Origin of the sequence: Dolomitihabitans soli (assembly GCF_022213955.1) — a bacterium.
GTDB lineage: Bacteria > Actinomycetota > Actinomycetes > Streptosporangiales > Streptosporangiaceae > Streptosporangium_A > Streptosporangium_A soli.
This window is the reverse complement of sequence record NZ_JAKNTW010000008.1, coordinates 70,507-91,693: the sequence shown is the minus strand read 5'-3', so window position 1 is coordinate 91,693 and position 21,187 is coordinate 70,507. Positions and strand designations below refer to the sequence as shown.

The 21,187-nt window shown below is 69.1% G+C and carries 20 protein-coding genes and 1 pseudogene; 5 read left to right on the top strand and 16 right to left on the bottom strand.

The window, feature by feature from the left end; genetic code table 11:
* Window positions 1–53 precede the first annotated feature (53 nt).
* On the top strand, window positions 54–512 hold the full coding sequence (locus MBA17_RS18125; protein WP_238497670.1) for a tetratricopeptide repeat protein: 459 nt from the start codon (window positions 54–56) through the stop codon (window positions 510–512).
* Window positions 513–749: 237 nt separating this feature from the next.
* On the opposite strand, the gene MBA17_RS18120 is transcribed toward MBA17_RS18125, so the two are convergent.
* The 10 genes and pseudogenes from MBA17_RS18120 to MBA17_RS18075 form a co-directional block, all read right to left on the bottom strand.
* Window positions 750–1,346, bottom strand: coding sequence for a hypothetical protein (locus MBA17_RS18120; RefSeq protein WP_238497669.1), 597 nt, complete (start codon window positions 1,344–1,346; stop codon window positions 750–752).
* Between the two features lie 96 nt (window positions 1,347–1,442).
* Window positions 1,443–4,037 (bottom strand): ATP-dependent chaperone ClpB, encoded by a 2,595-nt coding sequence (gene clpB, locus MBA17_RS18115; RefSeq protein WP_238497668.1) that lies wholly within the window; start codon window positions 4,035–4,037, stop codon window positions 1,443–1,445.
* Window positions 4,038–4,162: 125 nt separating this feature from the next.
* Window positions 4,163–4,412: pseudogene (locus tag MBA17_RS18110) on the bottom strand (heat shock protein transcriptional repressor HspR); the annotation flags it as partial.
* Window positions 4,413–4,416: 4 nt separating this feature from the next.
* Window positions 4,417–5,607, bottom strand: coding sequence for a molecular chaperone DnaJ (gene dnaJ, locus MBA17_RS18105; RefSeq protein ID WP_238497666.1), 1,191 nt, complete (start codon window positions 5,605–5,607; stop codon window positions 4,417–4,419).
* Window positions 5,608–5,645: 38 nt separating this feature from the next.
* A complete protein-coding gene (grpE, locus tag MBA17_RS18100) occupies window positions 5,646–6,275 on the bottom strand; it encodes a nucleotide exchange factor GrpE (protein WP_238497665.1) in 630 nt (209 codons plus the stop codon).
* Window positions 6,276–6,301: 26 nt separating this feature from the next.
* On the bottom strand, window positions 6,302–8,185 hold the full coding sequence (gene dnaK, locus MBA17_RS18095; RefSeq protein WP_238497664.1) for a molecular chaperone DnaK: 1,884 nt from the start codon (window positions 8,183–8,185) through the stop codon (window positions 6,302–6,304).
* 174 nt (window positions 8,186–8,359) lie between these two features.
* Window positions 8,360–9,337 carry a glycine betaine ABC transporter substrate-binding protein gene (locus MBA17_RS18090; RefSeq protein WP_238497663.1) on the bottom strand — a complete coding sequence of 326 codons (978 nt, stop codon included), beginning with the start codon at window positions 9,335–9,337 and terminating at the stop codon, window positions 8,360–8,362.
* 47 nt (window positions 9,338–9,384) lie between these two features.
* Entirely contained in the window at window positions 9,385–10,158 is a 774-nt protein-coding gene (locus MBA17_RS18085) for an ABC transporter permease (protein ID WP_238497662.1), read from the bottom strand.
* Entirely contained in the window at window positions 10,148–11,125 is a 978-nt protein-coding gene (locus tag MBA17_RS18080) for an ABC transporter ATP-binding protein (protein WP_238497661.1), read from the bottom strand. The genes MBA17_RS18085 and MBA17_RS18080 overlap by 11 nt, the downstream gene beginning before the upstream one ends.
* Window positions 11,112–11,765, bottom strand: a complete 654-nt coding sequence (locus MBA17_RS18075; protein WP_238497660.1) for an ABC transporter permease — start codon at window positions 11,763–11,765, stop codon at window positions 11,112–11,114. Before MBA17_RS18075 ends, MBA17_RS18080 begins: the two co-directional genes overlap by 14 nt.
* A 116-nt stretch (window positions 11,766–11,881) precedes the next feature.
* Between MBA17_RS18075 and MBA17_RS18070 the strand changes: the two genes are divergently transcribed.
* Window positions 11,882–12,694, top strand: coding sequence for an IclR family transcriptional regulator (locus MBA17_RS18070; protein ID WP_238497659.1), 813 nt, complete (start codon window positions 11,882–11,884; stop codon window positions 12,692–12,694).
* Window positions 12,695–12,751: 57 nt separating this feature from the next.
* On the opposite strand, the gene MBA17_RS18065 is transcribed toward MBA17_RS18070, so the two are convergent.
* Window positions 12,752–13,219, bottom strand: a complete 468-nt coding sequence (locus MBA17_RS18065) for a hypothetical protein (protein WP_238497658.1) — start codon at window positions 13,217–13,219, stop codon at window positions 12,752–12,754.
* Between the two features lie 193 nt (window positions 13,220–13,412).
* On the opposite strand from MBA17_RS18065, the gene MBA17_RS18060 reads away from it, so the two are divergent.
* Complete coding sequence (locus MBA17_RS18060) at window positions 13,413–14,333, top strand: proline dehydrogenase family protein (RefSeq protein ID WP_455432798.1); 921 nt, start codon at window positions 13,413–13,415, stop codon at window positions 14,331–14,333.
* Between the two features lie 5 nt (window positions 14,334–14,338).
* Here MBA17_RS18060 and MBA17_RS18055 read toward each other — a convergent pair whose 3' ends face one another.
* Window positions 14,339–15,142 carry a class I SAM-dependent methyltransferase gene (locus tag MBA17_RS18055; protein ID WP_238497656.1) on the bottom strand — a complete coding sequence of 268 codons (804 nt, stop codon included), beginning with the start codon at window positions 15,140–15,142 and terminating at the stop codon, window positions 14,339–14,341.
* A gap of 365 nt (window positions 15,143–15,507) precedes the next feature.
* Here MBA17_RS18055 and MBA17_RS18050 point away from each other — a divergent pair, with 365 nt between their 5' ends.
* Both MBA17_RS18050 and proC read left to right on the top strand, forming a co-directional pair.
* Window positions 15,508–16,539, top strand: coding sequence for an FkbO/Hyg5 family chorismatase (locus MBA17_RS18050; protein ID WP_455432787.1), 1,032 nt, complete (start codon window positions 15,508–15,510; stop codon window positions 16,537–16,539).
* 92 nt (window positions 16,540–16,631) lie between these two features.
* Window positions 16,632–17,426 carry a pyrroline-5-carboxylate reductase gene (gene proC / locus MBA17_RS18045; protein WP_238497655.1) on the top strand — a complete coding sequence of 265 codons (795 nt, stop codon included), beginning with the start codon at window positions 16,632–16,634 and terminating at the stop codon, window positions 17,424–17,426.
* A gap of 185 nt (window positions 17,427–17,611) precedes the next feature.
* On the opposite strand, the gene MBA17_RS18040 is transcribed toward proC, so the two are convergent.
* The 4 genes from MBA17_RS18040 to MBA17_RS18025 all read right to left on the bottom strand — a co-directional run bounded on the left by MBA17_RS18040 (window position 17,612) and on the right by MBA17_RS18025 (window position 21,143).
* A complete protein-coding gene (locus MBA17_RS18040; protein WP_238497654.1) occupies window positions 17,612–18,355 on the bottom strand; it encodes an ABC-2 transporter permease in 744 nt (247 codons plus the stop codon).
* Window positions 18,352–19,251, bottom strand: coding sequence for an ABC transporter ATP-binding protein (locus MBA17_RS18035; RefSeq protein WP_238497653.1), 900 nt, complete (start codon window positions 19,249–19,251; stop codon window positions 18,352–18,354). The genes MBA17_RS18040 and MBA17_RS18035 overlap by 4 nt, the downstream gene beginning before the upstream one ends.
* A gap of 102 nt (window positions 19,252–19,353) precedes the next feature.
* A complete protein-coding gene (locus MBA17_RS18030) occupies window positions 19,354–20,007 on the bottom strand; it encodes a response regulator (protein ID WP_238497652.1) in 654 nt (217 codons plus the stop codon).
* A complete protein-coding gene (locus tag MBA17_RS18025) occupies window positions 20,004–21,143 on the bottom strand; it encodes a sensor histidine kinase (RefSeq protein WP_238497651.1) in 1,140 nt (379 codons plus the stop codon). Before MBA17_RS18025 ends, MBA17_RS18030 begins: the two co-directional genes overlap by 4 nt.
* Between the last annotated feature and the right edge of the window lie 44 nt (window positions 21,144–21,187).

Here is a 21,187-nt window from a genome sequence, read left to right as displayed (position 1 = left end):
AGGATCTTGATCGGCTGCTTGAGCAGGCACTTCTAGCGGATGACCATGCTCCATTGGCGAGACGGCTCGACGGCCTCGCGGGCGCCTACGAAGGCGGTGACGTCTCCCGGGCCGCGATCTGGTCCCTCGCCGCCGAGGAATGGCGGCAGGCGGGGCAACCGGCTCGTGCGCTGGAGAGCCTCCAGCGGGCCGTCGAAGACGGCGGAGAGGTGAGCGTCGATCCCCGGGCCGGGATCGCCGACACCCTGTTCGAGCTCGATCGGCCCGACGAGGCGCGCGAGGTGATCAAGACGATCCACGGCGAGGGCGACGTAGCCCCCGCCACCTCGCTCACCATCGCCGAGACCCTGGTCGCCTACGGTGACCTGCGCGCCGCCCACGAATGGGCGACCCAGGGGGCGCTGGCGAGCGTGGCGGGCAGCGGCGAGCACACCGCCCTGCTACGCGCCCGCTACCGCATCCGCGTCGACCTCGGCTTCCCGGAAGACGAACTCGACGCCCTCCTCTCCTGACACGAAAGTCCTGACACGAAGTTCCTGACACGAAAGTTCCTGACACAAAAGTTCCGGACGCGGAAGTCCTGACACGGAAGAGGCCACGGTCATCGACCGTGGCCTCTCGCGTGCAACCGACGCGGCGTCCCCCTGGTTCCGCTGCGCCCGTCGCCCGGCCCTTCGCCGTCCGGCGTCGGGTGGCGGTGAAAGCGAACCTCCCGCCGCCGGTCCGATGGACGGCGTGGGTCAGTGCGGTCAGTGCAGGCCGAGGCCGGGGGCCAGCTCGCCCGGGAGCAGATCGTCCGTGGCGCCGAGGTCGGAGACCACGTCCTCGACCGTGTTCAGGGCGGGGACGGCGCTGTCCGGAGCCTTGGGCGCCGGGGCCTTGGGGGCCGCGGGTGCCGCGGGGCTCGTCAGGTTCACGTCGTTCGCGACGGGCAACGGCTGCTTGGGCAGGTCGCCGACGACGGGCAGCCCCGCCGCCGTACCCGAGAGGCCCGGGAGCGCGGAGGCGACCGTGCCCGCGGCCGTGCCGCCGCCGTCGGCGAGGCTCAGTACGCCGGAGGCCCCTTCGAGGCCCGGCAGGCCCGCCCTCCTGGCCAGCTCCCTGGCGGAGCCGAGCGTCCCGGCGGCGGGTGCGGGAGCCAGTCTGCCCGCGGTCCGGGCCAGTGAGTCGGTGTTGAGGTCGCAGATCGACGCGGGCCGGCTGATGGTCCCCTTCGCCACCCCGATCGATCCTGACTTCTCACACGTGACATCGGCCTCGGCCGCGCTCGTGGTCAGCCAGGTGACCCCGGCGGTGAGCACCCCCACCGCCAGGATCCCTCGTATTCTGCGTGCTGCGTCCGACATTGACGCCCCCCTGATGTGTGCGGTCATCGACGATCGCCGAAGCTATCGCGATCGGCGGACCGCCCAGGTGGGCTTGACCGAATGCTGGTCAAGCCCTTAGGGGGCGACCGGCAGCCGGGAGGGCGTCACGGTGAGGACGTCGCCCTCCTCGTCGAGGTCCACGGCCACCTCGTCGCCGTCGCGGATCTCCCCGGACAGCACCTTCTTGGCCAGCTTGTCGCCGATCGCCGACTGCACCAGCCGGCGCAGCGGACGCGCGCCGTACATGGGGTCGTAGCCGGTGAGGGCCAGCCAGTCACGTGCGGCCGGGGTGACGCTCAGGGTGAGCCTGCGGTCGGCGAGCCGTCGCGCCAGCCTGGCCACCTGCAGGTCGACGATCCTGGTCAGTTCCTCGGAGCCGAGGGCGTCGAACAGGATGACGTCGTCGAGCCGGTTCAGGAACTCCGGTTTGAAGGAGCTCCTGACCGCCCCCATCACGGCCTCGCGCTTGGCGTCGGCCTCCAGCTTCGGATCGACGAGGAACATCGAGCCGATGTTGGAGGTGAGGATCAGGATCGTGTTGCGGAAGTCGACCGTACGGCCCTGCCCGTCGGTGAGCCGCCCGTCGTCGAGCACCTGCAACAGGATGTCGAAGACCTCCGGATGCGCCTTCTCCACCTCGTCCAGCAGCACCACGGTGTACGGCCGGCGCCGGACGGCCTCGGTGAGCTGGCCGCCCTCCTCGTAACCGATGTACCCGGGAGGCGCCCCGACCAGCCTGGCCACGGCGTGCTTCTCGGAGTACTCGCTCATGTCGATGCGCGTCATGGCCCGTTCGTCGTCGAACAGGAAGTCGGCGAGCGCCTTGGCCAGCTCGGTCTTGCCCACGCCCGTCGGGCCCAGGAACAGGAACGAGCCGGTGGGCCGGTCGGGGTCGGAGATGCCGGCCCGGGCGCGCCGTACGGCGTCGGAGACCGCGACCACGGCGGGCACCTGGCCGATGAGTCGTTTGCCCAGCTCGTCCTCCATCCGGAGCAGCTTGGCGGTCTCGCCCTCCAGCAGCCGACCGGCCGGGATGCCGGTCCACGCCGAGATCACCTGGGCGATGTCGTCGGGACCGACCTCCTCCTTGACCATGGCGTCCTCGGGCTTGGCCTGGGCGCTGGCCTCTTCGAGCTCCTTCTCCAGCCGGGGCACGTCGGCGTACATCAGCCGGGAGGCGGCCTCGAAGTCGCCGTCGCGCTGGGCCCGTTCGGCGGCGCCCCTGGTCTCGTCGATCTGCTTCTTCAGGTCGCCGAGCCGGTTGAGCCCGGCCTTCTCCCGCTCCCAGCGGCCGACGAGCGCGTTGAGCTCCTCCTGCCGGTCGGCGAGGTCCTTGCGAAGCTTCTCGCGGCGGTGCCGGCTGGCCTCGTCGGTCTCCTTGGCGAGCGCCAGGTCCTCCATCTTCATCCGGTCGACCGTGCGCTGCCGTTCGTCGATCTCGACCGGCCGGGAGTCGATCTCCATGCGCAACCGGGAGGCGGCCTCGTCGACCAGGTCGATGGCCTTGTCGGGGAGGAAACGGGCGGTGATGTAGCGGTCGGAGAGGGCGGCGGCGGCGACGAGCGCGCTGTCGGCGATCTGCACCTGGTGGTGCGCCTCGTAGCGGCCCTTGAGCCCGCGCAGGATCGCGATGGTGTCCTCGACGGTCGGCTCGCCCACGAAGACCTGCTGGAACCTGCGCTCCAGCGCGGGGTCCTTCTCGATGCGCTCGCGGTACTCGTCGAGGGTGGTCGCGCCGATCATCCGCAGCTCGCCCCTGGCCAGCATCGGCTTGAGCATGTTGCCGGCGTCCATCGAGCCCTCGCTCGCGCCCGCGCCGACCACGGTGTGCAGCTCGTCGATGAAGGTGACGATCTCGCCGCCGCTCTCCTTGATCTCGCCGAGCACGGCCTTGAGGCGCTCCTCGAACTCGCCGCGGTACTTCGCGCCCGCCACCATGGCGCTCAGGTCGAGGGAGAGCAGCCGCTTGTTCTTCAGGCTCTCGGGCACGTCGCCCGCCACGATGCGCTGCGCCAGGCCCTCGGCGACGGCGGTCTTGCCGACGCCGGGCTCGCCGATGAGCACCGGGTTGTTCTTGGTGCGCCGGGACAGCACCTGGACGACCCTGCGGATCTCGGAGTCACGGCCGATCACCGGGTCGAGCTTCCCCGACCTGGCCCGCTCGGTGAGATCGATGCTGTACTTCTCCAGGGCCTGGTAGGTGGCCTCGGGGGTCTCGCTGGTGACCCTGGCGTGCCCGCGTACCTTCTCGAAGGCGTCGAGCAGCGTACTGGGGGTCGCCCCCTGGGCCTTGAGCAGGTCGGCGATCTGGCCGCCGTCGGTGGCGAGCCCGACGAGCAGGTGCTCGGTGGAGACGTACTCGTCTTCGAGCTGCTTGGCCCGCGCGGCGGCGGTGTTCAGCGCCACCAGGAGCTGGCGGGAGGTCGACGGCGCCCCCACCGTCGCGCCCTGGGCCTTGGGCAGGCTTTCGAGCTGCTGCTCCGCACGGGTGCGCAACTGCTTCCAGTCGGCGCCGACGGCTTCGAGCAGCGGCACCGCCGTACCGTCGGTCTGGACGAGCAGGGCGGTGAAGAGGTGAGCCGGCGCGACCTCCGGGTTGCCCTCGGTCGCGGCCCTGCGGATGGCGGAGGAGATCGCTTCCTGGCTCTTCTGGGTGAGTTTGTATTCCATACCTTGATCCCCCTGGTCAAGCCATGATCAAGCGGGTGGGAGTTCGTAGCGGATCAACGCACGGATCATGGAGATCTCGGCGCGGAGCCGGTCGACCTCGTCGCGCAGCCTGATGTTGTCGTTTTCGAGCAGCAGAATGCGCTTGATGCCCGCGAGGTTGATGCCCTCCTCCTGGGAGAGCCGCTGAACCTCGCGGAGCATCACGATGTCGCGGGTGGAGTAGAGCCGGCCGCGTCCCGCCGTACGACCCGGGCTGACCAGGCCGAGACGGTCGTACTGCCGGAGCGTCTGCGGATGGAGGCCGGACAACTGGGCGGCCACCGAGATCACATAGACAGGGGTCTCGTCGGACAGATCGAAGAAGTTGGCGTCCATCGGATCACTCGCTTCTGGCCTGCTGGATCAGCTCTGCCCGGGGGTCCGCCCCCGAGGTGACGTCGCGGTACTCGGAAAGCAGGGTGCGGGCCTTGTCGTCGAGTTGCTGCGGAACGGTGACCTCGACGGTGACGAGCAGGTCACCCTTGGTGCCGTCCTTGCGGGTGACGCCACGACCGCGCACCCGGAAGGTGCGGCCGTTGGGCGTGCCTTCGGGAATGCGCACCGTCACCGGCAGGCCCTTGAGAACCGGCACCCGGATCTCGGCCCCGAGCGCCGCCTCGGCGAAGGTCACCGGGACGGTGATCGTGAGGTTCTCGCCCGAACGGCCGAAGACCGAGTGCGCCTTGACGTGGATCTGCACGTAAAGGTCACCCGCGGGGCCGCCGTTCTCGCCCGGGGCGCCCTTGGCCTTGAGCCGGATCCGCTGGCCGTCGCCGACCCCGGCCGGGATGCGCGCCTGGATGGTGCGGGTGCTCTTGCCGCGGCCGCTGCCGTCGCACACCGGGCACGGGTCGTCGACGAGGAGCCCGCGGCCCTTGCAGTCGCGGCACGGCTCGGAGAAGGCGAAGTTGCCGAGGTTGCGGCTGGCGGCGCCGGTGCCCTCGCACGTCGGGCAGACGCGCGGGGTGGTGCCGGCCTTGGCCCCGGTGCCGGTGCACGCCGTACAGGCGGAGGAGGTGGTCAGCCGCAGGGACACCGTGGTGCCCTCGGCGGCCTCGGTGAAGGACAGCGAGACCTCCGACTCGATGTCCTGGCCGCGGCGGGGGCGGGTGGTGCTCGTCGTACGCTGCCCGCCGCCGCGGTTGAACAACCCTCCGAAGATGTCGCCGATCCGCTCACCGGTGCCGCCCGACTGGGCGCCGCCCCCGGTGCCGCCGAACAGGTCGCCGAAGTCGAACGGGAAACCGCCGCCGCGGGAGCCTCCCGAGCCCCCGGCGTAGCTGCCCACCCCCGAGCCGAACAGGGCGCGCGCCTCGTCGTACTCCTTGCGGCGCTTGGCGTCGCTGAGCACGTCGTAGGCTTCGGAGACCTCCTTGAACTTGGACTCGGTCTCCGTGCTGCCCTGGTTGGCGTCCGGGTGGTACTGCCTGGCGAGTTTCCGGTAGGCCTTCTTGATCTCTTCTGCGGTGGCGGTCTTCGGCACACCAAGGACGGCGTAGTAGTCCTTCTCCAAGTAGTCCTTGGTGCTCATCTATCTCGTCCTTCGTAGATAAAGAGGGGGTTTTGGGTTCAGTTGTCGGCGGGGTCGGGGACCTCTGCCGGGGGTTCCGGATCGGCCGGCTCGGCGACCGCGACCCTGGCCGGCCGGACGACGCGCTCGCCGATCCGGTAGCCGAGTTGCAGGATCTCGACACAGGTCGGCTCGGTGACCTCGGAGGAGTAGCTGTGCATCAGCGCCTCGTGCACCGTCGGGTCGAACAGGTCGCCCTTGGCACCGTAGGAGGTGAGGCCCAGCTTGCCCAGCGCCGTCTCCAAGGACTCGCTCACCTTGGCGAAACCGCCGGTGAGCTCGCCGTGGTCGCGGGCCCGGCCGATGTCGTCGAGCACCGGGAGCAGCTCGGTCAGCGCGCCCGCGACCGCCTGCTCCTTCACCACGACCCGGTCGCGTTCGACCCGCTTGCGGTAGTTGGCGTACTCCGCCTGGAGCCGCTGCAGGTCGAAGGTGCGCTCGGCGAGCTGGGCGGCGATGTCGCCACCGCCCGCGGCGGGGGGCGGCGGCGGGGTGACCGGCTTCTCCGCCGGCCCCTGGTCCGTCTCCCTGCTCTGGCCCGTCTCCCTGGCCTGGCCCGTCTCCGGATCGATCTTGCGATTGTCGCGGATCACCGGCTCCTGGTCGGGCCCGTTCTCACGCGTGTTCACAGATTGCTCCCCTCGCCTGAACGGCGTCACTTGTCGCGCTTCGGCTGCTGGTCGTCATCGACGATCTCGGCCTCGACGACGTCATCGTCGCCCTTCGCCTGGTCCTGCGGACCAGGGGCGTCGGTCGGGCCGGGCTGACCGTCGGGACTGCCCTGGGCGCCCTGCTGCTGGGCGTAGATCGCCGACCCCATCTTCTGGCTGACGGTCGCGAGCTTCTCGGCCGAGTTGCGGATCTCGGTCGAGTCGGTGCCCTCAAGGGCCTTCTTCAGCTCGCCGAGCGACTCGTTGACCTCCGACTTGACGTCGTCGGGCAGCTTGTCCTCGTTCTCGCGGAGGAACTTCTCGGTCTGGTACGCCAGCGCGTCGGCGTTGTTGCGGACCTCCGCCTCCTCGCGGCGGCTCTTGTCCTCCTCGGCGTACGACTCGGCCTCGCGCATCATGCGCTCGATGTCGTCCTTCGGCAGCGCGGAGCCGCCGGTGATGGTCATCGACTGCTCCTTGCCGGTGCCGAGGTCCTTGGCGGAGACGTTGACGATGCCGTTGGCGTCGATGTCGAAGGTGACCTCGATCTGCGGCAGCCCGCGCGGCGAGGGCGCGATGCCGGTCAGCTCGAAGGTGGCCAGCTTCTTGTTGTACGACGCGATCTCGCGCTCGCCCTGGTAGACCTGGATCTGGACCGACGGCTGGTTGTCCTCGGCGGTGGTGAAGACCTCGGACCGCTTGGTCGGGATCGTGGTGTTCCGCTCGATGATCTTGGTGAAGATGCCGCCCTTGGTCTCGATGCCCAGGCTCAGCGGGGTCACGTCGAGCAGCAGGACGTCCTTGACCTCGCCCTTGAGCACGCCGGCCTGCAGCGCGGCGCCGATCGCGACGACCTCGTCGGGGTTGACGCCCTTGTTGGGCTCCTTGCCGCCGGTGAGCTCCTTGACCAGCTCGGCGACCGCGGGCATCCGGGTCGAGCCGCCGACGAGCACCACGTGGGCGATGTCCGTGACCTTGATGCCGGCGTCCTTGATGACCTGGTGGAACGGGCCCTTGCACCGCTCGAGCAGGTCGGCGGTGGTCCGCTGGAACTCGGCGCGGGTGAGCTTCTCCTCCAGGTGCAGCGGACCCTCGGCGGAGGCGGTGATGTACGGCAGGTTGATGGAGGTCTCCGACTGGCTGGAGAGCTCGATCTTCGCCTTCTCCGCGGCCTCGCGCAGTCGCTGCAGGGCCATCTTGTCCTTGGACAGGTCGACGCCGTGCGCGTTCTTGAACCGGGTCACCAGCTCGTCGACGACGCGCTGGTCCCAGTCGTCGCCACCGAGGTGGTTGTCGCCGCTGGTCGCCTTGACCTCGACGAAGCCGTGACCGTCTTCCTGACCGACGTCGAGCAGGGACACGTCGAAGGTGCCGCCGCCGAGGTCGAAGACGAGGATGGTCTCGTCCTTCTCCTTGTCGAGGCCGTACGCGAGCGCCGCGGCGGTCGGCTCGTTGATGATGCGCAGGACGTTGAGGCCCGCGATGGTGCCGGCCTCCTGGGTCGCCTGCCGCTGGGCGTCGTTGAAGTACGCCGGGACGGTGACCACCGCGTCGGTGATCTTCTCGCCCAGGTACGCCTCCGCGTCCTGCTTCAGCTTCTGCAGGACGAAGGCGCTGATCTGCTGGGGAGAGAACTTCTTGCCGTCGATCTCGACGGACCAGCCGGTGCCCATCTCGCGCTTGACCGAGCGAATGGTCCGGTCCACGTTGGTGACGGCCTGCCGCTTGGCGACCTCACCGACCAGGACCTCGCCGTTCTTCGCGAAGGCGACCACGGACGGCGTGGTCCGCGAACCCTGCGCGTTGGCGATGACGGTGGGCTCACCGCCCTCGAGGATCGAGACGACGGAGTTGGTCGTCCCCAGGTCGATACCTACCGCACGTGCCATGAGTACGTCCTTGTAGTCAAAGTTGAGTCGGTCCGACTCATAGTGGAACTTCGTGTGTTGTTTGTCAAACGACTTGAGCCTAGTGGACTCAACCCGCGGGTGCGCAGGAGCATTCCCCACGCGAAAAGTCCCCGCCGCGCTGATCGCGCGACGGGGACCTCCGGCGGAACGGGACTACTGGGCACCGCCGAGGAAACCGGCTTCCTGCAGCCACTCCTCTGCGACCGTCTTCGGCTCCTGGCCCTCGACGTCCACGCGGGCGTTCATCTTCTGCATGGTGGCGTCGTCGAGCTTCGCGATCACCGGCTGGAGAACGGACTCCAGTGCCGGATGCTTCTTGAAGGTCTCGTCCTTGAGGGTGACCGCGGCGTTGTAGACCGGGAAGAACTTCTTGTCGTCCTCCAGCACCGTCAGGTCAAGCGCGGCGATCCGGCCGTCGGTGGTGAACACCTCGCCGAAGTTGCACGCCTGGCCCTTGTCGGTCTCGGTGTAGACGACGCCCGTGTCGAGCACCTTGACCTGGTCCTTGGGGATCGTCATGCCGTACTTCTTCGACAACCCCGGCAGACCGTCGTTACGGGTGGAGAACTCCGTCTCGATGCACAGCGTGGCCTCCTGCGGCTTGGTCTTGGCCAGCTCGGCGACGTCGGACAGCGTCTTGACGCCCAGTTCCTTCGCCTTCTCCGAGCGGATCGCCAGCGCGTAGGTGTTGTTCAGCGGCGTCGGCCCGAGCCACTTGAGCTTGTTCTTCTCCAGGTCCTCCTTCGCGGTGGCCGCGAACTGCTCGGCGGCGTCCGGGATGGGGTCGGGGTGTCTCAGGTGCTCGATCCAGCCGGAGCCCGAATACTCCCAGTAGAGGTCGATCGCGCCGGACTCCAGAGCCTTCCGGTTGGCGACCGTGCCGCCGAGGTTGGTCTTGTCCGTGACCTCGGCGCCGTTGGCCGCGAGCAGCTGGACGGCGATCTGGCCGAGCACGATGTTCTCGGTGAAGTCCTTGGAGCCGACCACGAGCTTGGCGCCCTTGAGCTTCTCGCTCACGCTGGCGGTCTCGGTGCCACCCGCGCCGCACCCGGCGACGGCGGTCATGGTCAGGGCGGCCGCGGTGAGCAGCACGGTGGGACGGCGAAGGGTCCGATGGAGCCGGAAACCCATGAAAAGAGCACCTCAGATCTCGATTGGCGTTCGTACTACGGAAAAAATCACATGCCACGGGGCTTGAGCAGGTCCTCGGCCAGACCCCCCAGCCAGTCGACGAGGAAGGCGATGGACGCGGTGAGCACGCCGCCGACGATCGTCACGGGCATCCGCTGCAGCTTCAGCCCGTTGATGATCAGCTCGCCGAAGCCGCCCGCGGCGACGAAGGCGCCCATCGTGGCCATGCCGACGGTGAGCACCAGCGAGGTGCGCAGCCCGGCCAGGATGGCGGGCACGGCCAGCTTGAGCTCCACCCGGCGCAGCACCTGGCCCTTGGTCATGCCCATCCCGCGCGCCGCCTCGATCAGCGCGGGATCCACCTGCTGGACGCCGACCATGGTGTTACGCAACACCGGCAGTACGGCATAGGCCACCAGCCCGACGAGGGCCGTCTGGAACCCCACCCCCATCACGAAGGTGCACAGCACCAGCAGGCCGATCGCCGGCACCGCCTGGCCCAGGTTGGCCGTCCCCAGGATGAACGGCGTGATCAGCCGGTTCTTGGCCCGGGACGCGACGACGCCGAGGGGGATCGCGATCACCACGACGAGGGCGGTGGCCACGACGGTCAGCCGCAGGTGTTCGATCGCCTTCTGGATGATCACCGCGCTGTTCAGGCTGCGCTGTTCGATGGAGTCGAGTTGCAGGGTGCCGACCCAGACGTAGAGCGCGGCGAGCACGATGGCGATCGCCACCGGCGTGATCAGCTTCCGCAGACCCTTGCCGTACCTGAGGTTCGTGGGCTGCGCGGCGGCGGCGCGAAGTGTCTCAGCGGTCACCGGCCGCTACTTCCTCCCTGCCGATAGACGCGCACAGCGCCGTGTAGCTGAGCACCCCCGCGGGGGAGCTGCAGCGGTCGGTGCCGTTGGCGACCATGAGGTCGAGCGCCTCGCGGAGGCTGGTGCCGGTCTCGACCTGCGGCAGCGCCGGGTCGGGCGGGCCCTCGGTGGGCACCTCGTCGACGGTCATCAGGGCGAGCCGCTTGAGCGTCGCGTCGGCCCCGATGAAGCTCGCGACGTAGTCGTCGGCGGGATTGGCGAGGATGTTGGCGGGCGTGTCGTACTGCGCGATGTGCGACTGGTTGCGGAGTACGGCGATGCGGTCGCCGAGTTTGATGGCCTCTTCGAAGTCGTGCGTCACGAAGATGATCGTCTTGCGCAGGTCCTTCTGCAGTTTGAGGAACTCGTTCTGCAGGTGCTCGCGGGTGATCGGGTCGGTGGCGCCGAACGGCTCGTCCATCAGCATGACGGGCGGGTCGGCGGCCAGCGCTCTGGCGACGCCCACCCGCTGCTGCTGGCCGCCGGAGAGCTGGCGCGGGTAGCGGTCGCGGTACTCGCCGGGTTCCAGGTTGACCAGCGCGAGGAGGTCCTCGGTGCGGGCCTCCGCCTTGGGGCGGTCCCAGCCGAGGAGTTTGGGCACCAGGCCCACGTTCTCCCCGATGGTCAGGTGCGGGAAGAGGCCGATCTGCTGGATCACGTAGCCGATGTGCCTGCGCAGTTCGTCGGGGGGCAGGGCGAGGACGTCCTCGCCGCCGATCCGGATCTCTCCCGACGTGGGCTCGACCAGACGGTTGATCATCTTCATGGTGGTCGTCTTGCCGCACCCCGATGGTCCGACGAAGGCGACGAGTTCTCCGGCGGGAATGTCGAGGTCGACGCTGTCGACCGCCGGTTCGGCCTGACCGGGAAACTGCTTGGTCAGTGCGCGGAGCTGGATCTGTGCGCCCCCGGTATCAGTTTCGAACACGAAGCCCCCTAGGGGTGGTCAGATGGCGAACGACTGAGAAGAAGAGATCGAAGAGCAGCGCGACGATCACGATGCCGAACGTCCCGGCGAGCGTCGCGTTGAGCGAGTTCACCGAGCCCAGGCGGGAGAGCCCTTCGAAGATCTGGGTGCCGAGTCCAGGCCCGTCCACGAAGGCGGCGATGGCCGCGATTCCGATGAGCATCTGGGTCGAGACGCGGATACCGGTCAGGATCAGCGGCCAGGCGAGCGGTAGCTGCACCTTCATCAGCACACGGACGCGGCTCATGCCCATCCCCCGCCCCGCCTCGACGGTGGCGCGGTCGACCCCGCGCAGCCCGACGACGGTGTTGCGGATGATCGGCAGGAGAGCGTACGCGGTGAGCGCCACGAGAGTGGAGGTCCAGCCGAGCCCGGTGATCGGGATCAGCAGGGTGAGCAGGGCGAGGGAAGGGATGGTCAGGATGCCTGCGGAGACCGCGAGCGAGGCGTTGCTGGCCCGTGGAACGCGGTGGGTGACGAGGCCGATCCCCACGCCGGCCAGCGTGGCGATGCCGATCGCGATCGCCACGACCAGAGCGTGCTCAGCGGCAGCAAGTGAGAGCGTGTCCCAGCGAGAGGCCACGTACTCGCTCAAGCTCATAGACGACCCTTCTTCGTTTACGCTGGCGTATCGAGTTATGTCAAGGTACGCATTTGTTGTTGGCAGCGCAAAACTAGTTGCACCCAGTGCAACGATTTCCTTATGGGTGGAGCGGGATGATCGAGAACCCGTCGGCGTCTTCTGTGGGGCTACGCCGGGACATGGAGATCCTCGAACTGCTCGCAGGTCACGGGGGTGGTCGTGACGTCGACGGGCTCGGGGTGAGCTGGATCGCGCAGCGGCTGGGCAGGGAGAAGAGTCAGGTGTCGCGGGCGCTGCGATCCCTGGAGTCCGAGGGCATGGTCGAGCGCGATCCGGTGACCCGCCGCTACCGTCTCGGGTGGCGGCTGTTCGCCTTGGCCGCACGGACCTCGCAGTCGCGGCTGGTGCAGGTCGCGGCGCCCTTTCTGCGACGACTGGCCATGATCATCGATGAGGACTCGCACCTGTGCGTGCTGCGCGGCGACAGCGTCCTCACCGTGCTGTCCGTGCCCTCCTCGCGCGCCTACCACCGGATCTGGGAGGGCGTCGCGATCCCCGTGATCATGGCGGCGGCCAGCAGATCGCTGCTGTCCGACTGGGACGACGACCAGATGAGGGCCATCCTGCGCGCCAAACTGCCCGGCGGGCTCTCCGCCGAACTGGGCGACGAGAAGCAGTGGCTGGCCGATGCCGCGCACGTTCGCGAGCACGGATACACCACCACGGACGTCGAGCTGGAGGACGGGGTGCTCGGCGTGTCCGCTCCGGTGCGCGACCACCGGGGGATGGTCGCGGCGGCGATCAGCGTGTCCGTCGCCAGGGTGCGCGACGAGGCCCGGTTGCACGAGATGGGGCGGCTGGTGGGCGAGACCGCGAGGCAGCTCTCGATCGCCCTCGGCCTGCCGCCCGGCAGCTCCTTCGATTATCCCGTGACGAGTGGCCCGTGATCAGCGCCTGATGATCAGCGCCTGGTGATGGGTGCCCGGTGACGACGGCCGGGTGACCTACTTGGCGCCGTCGACGACCTTGCGGTCGCCCAGCGGCGCCTTGAGCTTCACCGTGGTGGTCTTCTGCACGGCGATCTCGATGCAGGCGACGTTCTGCGCCTTCTCGGAGGCGCCCTCGTAGAGGGTCACCTTCACCTGCCCGGCCGTCTCCCGCACGGAGACGCGATCCAGGGTGTGGCACGGCTCGACGCCCGACCACCACACGAGGCGCAGGTTGCCGTCGTCGGCCTTCGCGCTGATCCACGGGATCGGCCGGGGGTCGACCGTGTGCCCCTTGGGACGCACCGGAGACGGCTTCGCCTTCGGCTTCGGCTTCAGGGTGCCGTCCGAGGAGGTCACCGGCTCGTCCGAGCCGACCGTCGTGGTGTCCGCCGAGTCAGGGCCGCGCGCGCCGGGATCGGCCTGCGTGGACCCGCAACCGACGGACAGAAGCAGACTTCCGGCCACAAGTGTCGCTGTTGTCAACCGCATATCCTTTTGACGGATCGAGCGCCCGCCGGGTTCAGATCGCTGGGCCTCTCCTCCCGCCTGGCGGACCATGCCACGACCCGGGATCGCACTCGGAACGGTTCGCACCGTGGGGCCTCCCACGCTCGCCGGGCGGATCCTCGTACCCTGGACGGAACTCGTGGTCAGGTCGAGCGGGGAGGTGGGGAACGTGCTGCGTCGGTTGCTGCAGGCGATCTCGGGCAGTGAGCGTGTCGAGGCCGTCGTGCGGACCTCGGGTCCGACCCGCGCCCTGGTGCGCCGTTACGTCGCCGGCGAGACCGCCGCCGACGCGGTCCGCGCGGCGGGCGAGCTGGCCCGCGCCGGTCTCCTGGTCACCCTCGACCACCTGGGCGAGGACGTGGTGGAGGCGGCTCAGGCCGAGGCGGAGGTGAGGGCCTGCCGCGACCTGCTCGACGCCCTGTCAGAGGCCGGTCTCGGCAAGGGCGCCGACATCTCGGTGAAGCTCTCCGCGTTCGGGCTGCGCCTGTCCGACCGCCTCGCGCTCGACAACGCCGCGCAGGTGTGCGCCGCCGCGGCCCGGGTGGGCGCCACGGTCACGCTCGACATGGAGGAGCACACGCTGGTCGAGCCGACGCTCGCCGCCCTCGGCACGCTCCGCAAGGAACACCCCGCGACGGGTGCGGCGATCCAGTCCTACCTGCGCGCCGCCGAGGAGCACTGCCGCTCCCTCGCCGGCGACGGAGCACGCGTACGGCTGTGCAAGGGCGCCTACGACGCCCCCGAATCCGTGGCGTACACCAGCAGGAAGGAGATCGACGCGTCCTTCGCGCGCTGCCTGAAGGTGCTGATGGCGGGCACCGGCTACCCGATGGTCGCCACCCACGACCAGCGGCTGATCGAGATCGCCGCGGCGCTGGCCGTACTCAACGAGCGTGAGCCCGGCAGCTTCGAATACCAGATGCTGTACGGCGTGCGCAGCGGCGAGCAGCGCCGGATGGCGGGTCTCGGCGCCCTGGTACGCGTCTACGTCCCCTATGGCGACGACTGGTACGCCTACCTCATGCGGCGGCTGGCCGAGCGTCCCGCCAACCTCGCCTTCGCGGCCCGTTCCCTCCTGTCACGCCCCTAGGTGTCTCACGCTGGGGTCTTTTGCCCCCAGGCGGCGATCGTCGCCATTCCCAGCTCGCGGAATCCCGGGTCGCGCAGCTTGGCGTCGGTCTCGTCGAGCATGGCGAGGGTGATTCCGTCGATGGCGCACAGCGCGGGCGCGAGCTGGTCGAGGGTCAGCCGCCAGAAACGGCTCATCGGCCGGTCCGCGCCGACGACCGAGTGGGCGATGTCCATGTCGACCTCGCCGAGCCCGGTCCGCTTCAGGTGGTCGTGCAGGCCGCGGGGCCACCGGCAGTCGGTGCCGATGCTCGCGGCCAGGGCGGTGAAGACGCCCATGCCGGTCTCCCGGTAGGCCCTGTCGGGAGCGGACTCGATGGGGAAGAGGGCGGGCTCCTCCAGGATCAGCCAGCCGCCGGGGGCCAGCCAGCTGACCACGCGTTCGAGGTCGTACTCGCGGCTGGGCAGGTGGCAGAACAGGTAGCGGGCGTGGATGAGGTCGAAGGACGCCGGCGGGAAGTCGTCGCGCGTCAGGTCATGGTGCAGCCAGGACAGGTTGGCCCGCTCCTCGTGCCGGGACTGGACGAGCTGCAGGTCGAGGTCGGTGGCGGTCACCCGGCCGTCGGGGCAGCGATCGGCGAGCCACCGGGCCACGGTGCCCGTTCCTGCGCCCAGTTCCAGGCAGCGCCAGCCGGATTCGAGGGGGAGGGATCCGAGACGTCTGAACGACGCCGGATCCAGCTCCTGCGCCAGCGCGCTCAGGCGCTCGTCTTCGGTCAGGGCGGCGTGGTTGAAGACGCGATCGCCGTAACGCTCGGCAAGTTGTGTCATCGGTGGCACCTTCCAGCGAGTTGCTTCCCGGCGGGACCGGGGAGTCGCTCCACGAGGGCTGACGGATGGGCATGACGGCACCGTCCGGCTTTGCGGGGCACTGGACCCGGGCGCCGCCTCGCCAAGAATCCCAAAGGGATACCACCCCGTCTACTTCCAAAAAGGGTTTCTCACGCCGGAGCCAGTATTGGCAACGTGATATCACCACCAGAATTCATGAATGGTGAGAAATAAGTGTTGTGTCATATTTTGGCAGAGCGCTATAGCAAATTAGACGACACGTGGTGATCGCAAGATGGAAGGTGATTCACAGGCCGGGAGGTGATGATGCTTGGAAGCGAACTCATCCCATACAGGCGGGAAGAATGATGATCAGTGCGATCTCTCTGGCCGGCCTTGACTGCCGATTCGAGGATGTGGCCGCCGAACGATCCGGCAAGGTGCTGGGCGTGGTCGAATACTCGAATCGGCCCGCCGGCCCCGTTCTGCGAGATGGTCATCCATCGATGTCCTTGTCCATGTGCGGTGCCGGTGAGCCGGAATTCGCGGAGGTGTGGCGAACCAGTGCCGAGGTGACGAACGGGGAGTACAAGGGCCTGACGTATGCGCACGACGGCGAGTATCTGTTCTGCTCCGGGCGGGCCGAGGAAGGCTCCGACTACGTCGCCTCCACCGAGAACGCCTACCTGGCGGCCCTCGAACTCATCGCGTTCCTCGGCTACCGGCACGTCGTGCGCGTCTGGAACATGGTGGCCCGGATCAACGACGTGGACGACGACGGCGGCAACACCTACATCCAGTTCTGCAGGGGCCGGGCGAACGCGTTCGAACGGCACAGCGTTTCGGCGAATCTCATGCCCGCCGCCACCTGCGTGGGAAGTCATGGCGGCGGGATAGCCTTCTACTTCATCGCCTGCCGTACGGCCAAGGCCACCAATATCGAGAATCCCCGACAGGTGCCGGCATACGAATATCCCCCGAAATATGGGCTCAAGGCGCCCAGTTTCGCGCGGGCGACCTGGCTCTCGACGGCAGAGGGCGACGGGTCCGACTACATGTTCATCTCCGGAACCGCCAGCATTCTCGGCAGCAAGACGGTCTATGAGGGTGATATCGAAGGGCAGTGCGTCACCACGCTCGACAACATCTCCGTACTCGTCGGCTCGGAGAATCTCGCACGTTACGGTATCGACGCGGACCTGACGCTCAAGGACCTCGACTGCGTGAAGGTGTACGTCAAACGCGGTGCGGACATGGCCGTGGTGAAGCGGATCTGTTCCCCCGCCTTCGCCGACCACGCGCAGGTGGCCTACGTGAACGTGGACATCTGCCGGGACGACCTCCTGGTGGAGATCGAGGGAATCGTCCCACCCGGTGCGGCCGGCCGGATGAGCTGAACGAACCGGGGTAGCCCGTGGCCGGGGATGTCGCGATCGGTGTGCGTCAGCCTGTCGGTAGGCTGACCACACGTCTACTGCGAGGTGGGAGCATGATCGCGATTCTCGGGGCCGGCAAGATGGGCGAGGCCCTGATGTCGGGACTGCTGCGTGCCGGGTTCAAGCCCGACCAGCTCATGGCCACCGTCCGCCGTGCCGAGCGCGGCGACGCGCTCACCCAGACGTACGGCGTGCGGGTCGTGTCGAACCCGGAGGCGGCGAAGGCCGCCGACACCCTGATCCTCGCGGTCAAGCCGCAGGACATGGCGGCCCTGCTCGCCGAGATCGCCCCCTACGTGCCCGCCGACCGGCTGGTGATCTCGGCTGCGGCGGGCATCACGACGTCGTTCGTGGAGGAGCGGCTCGGCGATGAGGTTCCCGTGGTCAGGGTCATGTCGAACACCCCCGTGCTGGTCGACGAGGCGATGAGCGTGATCTCCGCAGGGGGGCACGCGGGGGAGCACCACCTCAAGCTGACGGAGGACCTGCTCAAGCCGGTCGGCAAGGTGCTGCGCATCCCCGAGTCGCAGCAGGACGCCGCCACCGCGCTGTCCGGCAGCGGCCCCGCCTACTTCTTCTTCCTGGTCGAGGCCATGGTCGACGCGGGCATCCTGCTCGGGATGCCCCGCGCGGCCGCCCTCGAAATGGTCACCCAGTCGATCGTCGGCGCGGCCATCATGCTGCGCGACTCCGGCGAGCACCCGGTGATACTGCGCGAGGCGGTCACCTCGCCGGGCGGCACCACCATCGCGGCCATCGCCGAGCTCGAACGCCACAGCGTCCGCGCCGCCTTCCTGGCCGCCATCGAGGCCGCCCGCGACCGCGGCCGGGAGCTGGCCGGCGGCTGACGGACCCGGCACACGAACGTACGGCCCGCCACCCGTCCCGGCACGCGAATGTACGGCCCGCCACCCCGGAGCCACCCGCCGCAGGTGGCCGGTGTCCGTGGGCCCATGGCACTCCAGCGGCCGGGGCGGGTCGCCGTGACAACCCGCCCGCCGGCCATGTTCGCTGGTCGAACCCCCCGCCCGCCTCAGGCGTCGCGCCGGCGAAGGAAAATCGTCGCGATGATCATGATTACCGCGATCCACACGCAGTAGACGCCGAACCCCTCCCAGGGCCCGAGCGCGCCCTCGACGGGACGGGTGAACGTGATCTGCTGTCCCGCGGTCGTGGTGAAGTAGCGGCTGACGGCCGGCCCCCACTCGCCCGGAAGGCTCTGCACGAGCCCGGGCAGGACGACCATCAGGCAGATGGCGGCGATGATGGCGCCCGGCGTGTGCCTGATCAGTGCTCCGAGCGCCAAGCCGAACAGGCCGCTCGCCGTCAGGTAGAGCGCGCTCCCCACGAGGGCGCCCAGCACCCCGGGGGCGCCGAGTGTCGTGCCGAGATCTCCGAGCACCGCCTGGCTGGCGAAGAACGTGACGAGGATCGTGATCAGGGACGTGACCAGCGCCGCCACCGCGAACACCAGCACCTTGCCGCTCAGCATCCGGATCCGGCGGGGCACGGCGAGCAGCGTGGTCCGGATCATCCCGGTGCGGTATTCCCCGCTGATCACCAGCACACCGAGTGTGGCCATGAGGAGCACAGCGAGCTGTGTGCCGCCAAGGGTGAACTTGATGGGATCGGGAGACTTCGGAAGATCGTTGAGAACCGCCGTCACCGAGGCCATGACGGCGAGGCCGAGCATCGTCACCACGGTCGCGACCAGCATCCACATCGTCGACCGAACCGTATAGATCTTGGTCCATTCCGAGCGCAGCACCTCGGTCATGAGGTCACCGCCGCGAACTCCGTGCTCTCCTGGGTGAGTTCCATGTAGGCCGCCTCCAACGTCGGTTCGACGGTCCTCAGTTCGTGCAGCGGCAGGCCCCTGGCGGCGGCGGCCTCGCCGACCTCCGCGGCGGTCATCCCGAGCACCCGCAGGTGGTCGTCGTGCATGGCCACTTCGCCCCCGGCCAGCAGCGGCACGAGGTCCGGCAGCTTCGGCGAGCTCACCCGCACGTACCGCTGGGAGCTGCGCCCGATGAACTCCTGCACGCTGGTGTCCGCGATCAGCTTCCCCCGGCCGACGACGATGAGATGGTCGGCCGTCTGGGCCATCTCGCTCATCAGATGGCTGGAGACGAAGACCGTGCGCCCCTCGGCCGCCAGATCGCGCATGAGGGTGCGGATCCACAGGATGCCCTCGGGGTCCAGCCCGTTGACCGGTTCGTCGAACATCAGGATCTCCGGATCGCCCAGCATCGCCGCCGCGATCCCGAGCCGTTGCGACATGCCCAGCGAGAAGCCGCCGATCCGCCGCCGCGCCACCTCGCTGAGGCCGACCAGTTCGAGGACCTCGCCGACTCGGGAGGCCGGGATTCCGTTGCTCTGCGCCAGGCACAGCAGGTGGTTGCGCGCCGTACGGCCGCCGTGCACGGCCTTGGCGTCGAGCAGCGCGCCGACCTTGCGCAGCGGGTGTTCGTGCTGGGTGTACGGCTTGCCGTCGATCGTCACCGAACCGTGCGAGGGATGGTCCAGCCCGAGGAGCATCCGCATGGTCGTCGACTTTCCCGCGCCGTTCGGTCCGAGGAAGCCGGTCACCTGCCCGCTCTCCACGGTGAACGACAACCCGTCGACCGCGACGGTCGAGCCGTACCGCTTGGTGAGATTCTTCGCGGTAATCATGATCCAAGCGTCGCCGCCCAGGGCGCTCGAAACCTCGTCCGGCGGCATGGTTCCCGCCCTGGGAGCCAGGTACGGCGGGCGGCGGGGGATGGGACCGTGCTCCTACGCGCCGGGCCGTACCAGGCCGGTCTCGTAGGCGGTGATCACGGCCTGGGCCCGGTCGCGGGCGCCGATCTTGCCGAACAGGCTCGTCACGTGGTTCTTCACGGTGGAGGGGGAGACGCCGAGCTCGCCGGCGATCTCCGCGTTGGAGCGGCCGTACCCGATGAGCTGGAGCACCTCGCGTTCGCGGTCGGTGAGGACGTCGAGACGGGCGGGGGCGCGGGCCGGGCGGGAGGCGCGGACGAAGGTGCCGATCAGCCGGGTGAGCAGCCGCGGCGCGACGGCGGACTCGCCGCGGTGCACGGTCCTGACCCCCTCCACCAGTTCCTCGGGCGAGATGTCCTTCGGCAGGAACCCGGAGGCGCCGCCGCGCAGCATGGCCACGACGTACTCGTCCAGGTCGAAGGTGCTCAGCGCCAGCACGCGCACCCCGGGCAGCTCGGCGGCCAGCCGCTCGGTCGCGGCGATCCCGTTCGTGCCGGGCATGTGCACGTCCATCAGCACCACGTCGGGACCGAGATCGTGGCAGAGGGTGACGGCCTCCGCGCCTTCGCCGGCCTCGCCGACGACGGCCATGTCAGGCTGGGCGTTGACGATCATGCGCAGGCCGGTGCGCACCAGGGCCTGATCGTCGACGAGCAGCACCTTGATCACTGGTCCTCTTTCCGGAGCACGGGGAGCGGTATGCGGGCATGCACCCTGAATCCTCCCTCCGGCCGGGGCCCTGTCTGCAACTGCCCGCCGCACAGGGCCACTCGCTCGGCCATCCCGCCCAGCCCGAAACCGCCGCCGCTCCCCGTGGACTTGTGCCCCACGCCGTCGTCGAGGACCTCCACCTCGACCGCCTCCCGGTGGTAGGCGACCAGCACGCTGGCCCTGGCCCCGCCCGCGTGTTTGCGGGAGTTGGTGAGGGCCTCCTGGACGATCCGGTAGACCGCGTGGTCGACCGCCGAGGGCAGCGGGACCACGTCGCCGCGCACGTCGAGGCTGGCCGGCAGCCCGCCGCCGGCCGCCTTGGCGATCAGCGCGGGCAGCGTCGCCGCCCCGACCCCGGAGCTGTCCTCCGTCGCGTTGTCGTCCTCGGCGCGCAGGACGTGCAGGAGCTGCCGCATCTCCGTCATCGCCTCGCGCGCCGTACGCTCGGCCGTCACCAGCACGTCCTGGGCCTGCGCCGGATCCGTCGCCATGGTCGTGCGGCCCGCGCCGACCAGCACGTTGATCACGCTGATGTGGTGCGCCACCACGTCGTGCAACTCGCGGGCGATCCGCCGGCGCTCCTCGCGGACGGCGGTCTCGGCGGCGTGCTGCTCCCTGCGTTCCCTCAGTTCGTGCCTGAGCCGGAAGTACTGGCCCACCCCGATGGCCAGCAGTGCCGCCAGTCCGATCCCGATCTGGTTGCCGGGCTTGGCCAGGTAGACCGCGATCCCGTTGACGAGGCAGGCGACGGAGGCGAGGGCCCAGGCTCTGCCGCTCCGGGTGTAGCGGCCGACGCTGTAGAGGGCGATCGTGGTGGGGATGCTGCTGAAGCCGGCCTGGACGAGGAAGATGTTCAGGAGGTCGGCGGTGAGGACGGCCGCCATGACGGCGATCGGCCGGCTCCGGCGGAACAGCAGGAAGACCGAGCTCACCGACATCAACGCGGCGGACACCAGGATGTCGGTGGCCGCGCCGCTCAGCGCCCCGGCCACCGTGGAGATCAGGCCGAAGCCCACCAGCACCACCACGAGCGCCGTGTCCAGCACCCGCGGCCGCCTGATGGTCCGCCAGGCGGCGCGCACGGCCTGTCGCATGGCTAGACAGTACGGCACCGCCGGGCGATGTGAAGATCGCGCGC

Bases quoted from the DNA above. Each gene is read 5' to 3' on its own strand.
- MBA17_RS18120 (WP_238497669.1), bottom strand. From the start codon at position 1,346: ATGTCGGACGCAGCACGCAGAATACGAGGGATCCTGGCGGTGGGGGTG.
- clpB (WP_238497668.1), bottom strand. From the start codon at position 4,037: ATGGAATACAAACTCACCCAGAAGAGCCAGGAAGCGATCTCCTCCGCC.
- dnaJ (WP_238497666.1), bottom strand. From the start codon at position 5,607: ATGAGCACCAAGGACTACTTGGAGAAGGACTACTACGCCGTCCTTGGT.
- dnaK (WP_238497664.1), bottom strand. From the start codon at position 8,185: ATGGCACGTGCGGTAGGTATCGACCTGGGGACGACCAACTCCGTCGTC.
- MBA17_RS18090 (WP_238497663.1), bottom strand. From the start codon at position 9,337: ATGGGTTTCCGGCTCCATCGGACCCTTCGCCGTCCCACCGTGCTGCTC.
- MBA17_RS18075 (WP_238497660.1), bottom strand. From the start codon at position 11,765: ATGAGCTTGAGCGAGTACGTGGCCTCTCGCTGGGACACGCTCTCACTT.
- MBA17_RS18070 (WP_238497659.1), top strand. From the start codon at position 11,882: ATGATCGAGAACCCGTCGGCGTCTTCTGTGGGGCTACGCCGGGACATG.
- MBA17_RS18055 (WP_238497656.1), bottom strand. From the start codon at position 15,142: ATGACACAACTTGCCGAGCGTTACGGCGATCGCGTCTTCAACCACGCC.
- MBA17_RS18050 (WP_455432787.1), top strand. From the start codon at position 15,508: ATGATGATCAGTGCGATCTCTCTGGCCGGCCTTGACTGCCGATTCGAG.
- proC (WP_238497655.1), top strand. From the start codon at position 16,632: ATGATCGCGATTCTCGGGGCCGGCAAGATGGGCGAGGCCCTGATGTCG.
- MBA17_RS18040 (WP_238497654.1), bottom strand. From the start codon at position 18,355: ATGACCGAGGTGCTGCGCTCGGAATGGACCAAGATCTATACGGTTCGG.
- MBA17_RS18035 (WP_238497653.1), bottom strand. From the start codon at position 19,251: ATGATTACCGCGAAGAATCTCACCAAGCGGTACGGCTCGACCGTCGCG.
- MBA17_RS18025 (WP_238497651.1), bottom strand. From the start codon at position 21,143: ATGCGACAGGCCGTGCGCGCCGCCTGGCGGACCATCAGGCGGCCGCGG.